Consider the following 1398-nt stretch of genomic DNA (forward strand, 5'->3'; position numbering starts at 1 on the left):
ATCGGGTCCCGCCCCGGCTGCTGTTCCGAGTGGTGCTCTGCGCCGGATGTTCCGGGCACAACCGCTGCCTACCGGTAACGAAACGAGTGATGTAGATCACATGCTGAGAGTTTGCTGATTCCCGACAATTCGCCGATATCCCAGGCACAATCTGCGGTGTCGCTGCTGTTGCCCGGATGAATTCCGGGGCGGCAGTTTCTCTTTCTGGCTTGTCTTACTTGGAATTCGGCCGTGCCGGTAACACGACCGGCGCGGGTAGCGGTGGCTCCGCATCGGTGGCCGCTGCTGATGCCATGTATTAGCCAGGCCGCCGATCGGCGGCCAGTCATCCGCGCCCATGGAAGGGGCGAGTACGTGCCGAGAAAATCGACGCACCGCATCGCACTCGGATTTCTACTCTCCACTCTCACGATCCTCCTGCTCGCCGGACCCGCCTGGGCCGATACCGGCAGCGCCTCCGGCAGCGGGCCGGGCAGCGCCTCCTCCGGTTCGGCCTCGGGCAGCGGTCCCGGCGGTGACTCCGGCAGCGCCAGCGGCTCGGCCGCTCTGCCGGTGCCCAGTGTGTTCGGCGTCGGCGCGCTGGCCGCGGCGACGACGCAGATCGGCAAGCCCTACGAATGGGGTGGGACCGGCCCCTTCAGTTGGGACTGCTCGGGCCTGGTGCAGTGGGCGTACCGTCAGGTCGGCGTGAGCATTCCGCGGACCACCTGGCAGCAGGCGAAGGCGGGGACGCCGGTCCCGCGGGGCGCGCTCTCGCTCGGCGACGTGGTGGTGCTGAACCAGGACGGTTCGCACGTCGGCATCTACGCGGGTAACGGACAGGTACTCAACGCCTATGACTGGGGGGTGCCGGTGGGCTACACCCCGCTCGACGAATTCGACATCTACGCGATCCGCCGCTTCTGAGCGCGCACCCGGCGGGGCGCACGCCGCCGATCGCGGCTACTACCGGGATGACTCGGCCCCGACCGGCAGGTGTGGTCGGGGCCGAGTCGGCTCCGCGCCCGGCATCTGCCCGCGCCCGCCTGGCACCGCGAAAGCGTCAGACTGTCGTCACGTGGTGGACATTGCGGGGGTCGAATCCGGGGACGGTCCTTCGGTGGTGGCCGTCGGCGCAGCCGAGCCGCGCCGCTGCGATCCGGTCGCCGCGGTGGTGCGCGGCACGGAGGTCAGCCGTCGAGGCCGTCGGCGAGGTCGCGCAACGACGGTCCGTACTGCGGATGCGCCAGTGCCGAGGCGAATTGCGCCACCAGGTAGTCGGCCGGGTTGCCGGTGTCGTACCACCGGCCGCGGATCACCTGGCCGAAGACCGGATTTTTCGCCGCGTGCACGTTGATCGCGTCGGTGAGGTACACCTCGCCGGTGCGGTGCTCGTACCAGGCTTCGGTCTGCCTGCGC

1 protein-coding gene and 1 pseudogene are annotated in these 1398 nt (G+C 69.0%); one reads left to right on the forward strand and one right to left on the reverse strand.

Annotated elements, in window-relative coordinates:
- Nucleotides 1-354: 354 nt before the first annotated feature.
- Nucleotides 355-906: an NlpC/P60 family protein gene (locus tag ACFU5M_RS34495; RefSeq protein ID WP_379055822.1), complete on the forward strand. Its 552-nt coding sequence runs from the start codon at nucleotides 355-357 to the stop codon at nucleotides 904-906.
- Nucleotides 907-1169: 263 nt separating this feature from the next.
- Here ACFU5M_RS34495 and ACFU5M_RS34500 read toward each other — a convergent pair.
- A pseudogene (locus ACFU5M_RS34500) lies at nucleotides 1170-1398 on the reverse strand (UTP--glucose-1-phosphate uridylyltransferase); the annotation flags it as partial.

Source organism: Nocardia sp. NPDC057455 (genome assembly GCF_042802775.1).
In the GTDB taxonomy this organism is placed as follows: domain Bacteria; phylum Actinomycetota; class Actinomycetes; order Mycobacteriales; family Mycobacteriaceae; genus Nocardia.